Origin of the sequence: Reyranella sp. (assembly GCF_050185545.1) — a bacterium.
Lineage (GTDB): Bacteria > Pseudomonadota > Alphaproteobacteria > Reyranellales > Reyranellaceae > Reyranella.
On sequence record NZ_JBFWZI010000361.1, the window covers coordinates 1 to 2959 of the forward strand.

The following is a 2959-nucleotide window of genomic DNA, read 5'->3' on the forward strand; positions in this document are numbered from 1 at the left end:
CCTGTCCTTCTGCGGATGGTTGGCGATGTGCTGCAGCGCCTCGCGCAGCAGGCGCAGGCGATAGGGCTGGCCCACGATCATGGTGTGGAGCGCGATGCCGCAGACCAGCGGCTGGCGGGCCGACTGGCGCAGCAGCTCTTCGAACTGGCCGATGATGAAGTCGCGGAACTGCTCGGGCGTGTGATGGCGCACCAGGATCTGCGGGCTGTCGTTGATCTCGATCGGATAGGGCACGCTCATCAGCGGGCCGGAGCGCGTTTTCATCCAAAGCGGCTGGTCGTCGGCCGGCCAATCCATCAGGAAGTCGAAGCCCACCTCCTTCAAGAGATCGGGCGTGCGATGGCTCGAGCTCATCCACGGCGCCATCCAGCCGCGCGGCGGCTTGCCCGACGCCCGGGCGATGGCGTCGCGCACCTCCTCGAGGAAGCGCTTCTCGTCGGCCTCCCACATCTGGCCGTGGCGCTCGGCATTGGTGCGGCCGTGGCCGATGAATTCGTCGCCGCGCGCCTTGATGGCGTCGACGATCTGCGGCGCGTAATCGAACACCGTGGTGTTGACCAGGTGAGCCGCCGGCAGGCCGAGCTCGTCGAACAGCTCCAGGCAGCGCCACACGCCGACACGGTTGCCGTAGTCGCGCCAGGCGAAGGTGCGCGGGTCGGGCGGCGTGCCGGCGACCGTCAGGAGATGGCCATCCCCCGCGCCGAAGGCGAAATGCTCGATGTTGAGCCCGAGATAGACCGCGAGGCGCTTGCCCTCGGGCCAGGAGTAGTCCTTGCGCTCGACGATCGGCGAGTAGGCGTAACGGTCGTGGTACGGCAGGCGGAGCATGTGTTCATCCCTTCGCAATTGATGGCAAGTCAGCTTGTCACGTCGCGTCCCACAACGCCGACCCCGCTTCACTATCTCGACCTGCGCCGGCGTCGCGCCAGCATGTTGAGGCCCTCGACCAGGGCGGAGAAGGCCATGGCCGCATAGATGTAGCCTTTGGGCACGTGCACACCGAAGCCCTCGGCCAACAGCGTGCCGCCGATCATCAGGAGGAAGCCCAGCGCCAACATGACGATGGTGGGGTTGTCGCCGATGAAGCGGGCCAGGGGATCGGCCGCCAGCAGCATCAGGCCGACCGCGATCACCACCGCCACCACCATGACGGGGATGTCGTTGGTCATGCCGACGGCGGTGATGATGCTGTCGAGCGAGAACACCAGATCGAGCACCAGGATCTGGCCGATCACGCCCACCAGGGTTACGCCGGCGGTACCGCTCGCCGCCGCCTTCTCGGCATGCTCGCCGGTGACGTTGCCGTGGATCTCGTCCGTCGCCTTCCAGATCAGGAACAGGCCACCGGCGATCAGGATCAGGTCGCGCCAGGAAAAGTCGTGGTTGAAAAGATTGAACAGCGGCTGGGTGAGCTGAGCAACCCAGGCGACGGTGCCGAGCAGGCCGAGTCGCAGGACGACGGCGAGCCCGATGCCGATCCGGCGCGCGCGCGAGCGCTGATGCTCCGGCAGCTTGTTGGTGAGGATGGAGATGAAGATCAGGTTGTCGATGCCGAGGACGACCTCCATAACCACCAGCGTGGCGAGGGCGGCCCAGGCGGCCGGATCGACGAGCAGGGCACCGATTTCTTCCATGGCGGCACGATAGGGCATCGTCGGGACCTCGACAGGCCTTTCTTTTGTGATGGTGAGCCGCTAAGTCCGCGGCCAATGTCAGTACCCGCCGCCGGTTCGCGGCCTGCGTTCCCGCCTGCCACGCCCGCTCCCACGCCCTCTCCTGCGCTCGCAATTGTCCTGCTCTCCGTCGCGGCCTTCGCCTCGGCCGCCAGCATGCGTATCGTGGATCCCCTGCTCGTCCAGCTCGCCGGCGCCTTCGCCGTTACGGTCGGCGAAGCGTCGATCGCCGCCACCGCCTTCCTGTTCGCCAACGGCGTGTTCGTTCTGGTGCACGGCCCGTTCGGCGATCGATATGGCAAGATGCCGGTGGTGGCGCTGGCCTGCATCGCCGCCGCGCTGTGCTGTGTCCTCGCCGCGCTCGCCTCCTCGCTGGGCCTGCTCACCCTGGCGCGCTTCCTGACGGGCGTCACCAGCTCGGCGATCATCCCGCTCGCGATCGCCTGGGTGGGCGACAATGTGAGCTACGACCGCCGTCAGGCGACGCTGGCACGCTTCCTCAGCGGCCAGACGCTCGGCCTGATGACCGGCGCGGCGCTGGGCGGCGCGATCGGCGACTGGCTGGGCTGGCGCGCCGTGTTCTGGGTGCTGGCGGCGATCTACAGCATCGCCGGCAGCGCGTTGCTCGTCGTCATGATCGCGCGGCCAGCCATCGCCCGGCGCGGGCAGCAGGCCGCGGGCTCGATGCTGAGCCAGATGATCGCCGTGCTGCGCCGGCGCTGGGCCGTCACGGTGATCCTGATCGTGGCGCTGGAAGGCGGCATGTTCTGGGGCGCCTTCACCTTCGTCGGTGCCGACCTGCACCATCGCTTCGGCCTCGGCTTCGCTGCCGTCGGGTTCGCGGTCGCGGCATTCGGCGGCGGCGGCTTCCTCTACGTGATGGTGGCGCCGCAGCTCGTGCGCCTGCTGGGCGAACGCGGTCTCTGCCTGTGGGGTGGCATCGGCCTTGGCCTCGCCTTCGCCGGCATGGCGCTGGCGCCGTCGGCCGAGCTGGAGTTCGCCGCCATCGTGGTGTCGGGCGTGTCGTTCTACATGCTGCACAACACGCTGCAGGTCCACGGCACGCAGATGGCGCCGCAGGCGCGCGGCGCGGGCATGGCGCTGTTCGCCCTCTGCCTGTTCATCGGCCAGGCGATCGGCGTGCCGCTCGCCGCCCCCGTCGTGGACCGCTGGGGCGCGACGCCGGTCTTCTGGACCGCCGCCATCGTGCTGCCGGCGCTCGCCCTGTGGTTCGCACGCGCGATCCGCCGACGGCAGCTCGCCGCCGAGCGGCGCGGGTGATTCCC

General features: G+C 68.7%; 3 protein-coding genes. 1 reads left to right on the top strand and 2 read right to left on the bottom strand.

Features of this window, described 5'->3' with window-relative positions; genetic code table 11:
• Positions 1 to 828, bottom strand: an 828-nt coding sequence (locus AB7O82_RS38030; protein WP_428621937.1) for a polysaccharide deacetylase family protein, incomplete at its 3' end; no start/stop codon positions are given.
• 71 nt (positions 829 to 899) lie between these two features.
• The gene (locus AB7O82_RS38035) at positions 900 to 1634 is read right to left on the bottom strand and encodes a TerC family protein (protein WP_428548923.1); all 735 of its coding nucleotides are present in this window, start codon (positions 1632 to 1634) and stop codon (positions 900 to 902) included.
• A 75-nt stretch (positions 1635 to 1709) separates the two neighbouring features.
• Here AB7O82_RS38035 and AB7O82_RS38040 point away from each other — a divergent pair, with 75 nt between their 5' ends.
• A complete protein-coding gene (locus AB7O82_RS38040) occupies positions 1710 to 2954 on the top strand; it encodes an MFS transporter (RefSeq protein ID WP_428621939.1) in 1245 nt (414 codons plus the stop codon).
• The last annotated feature ends 5 nt before the right edge of the window (positions 2955 to 2959 follow it).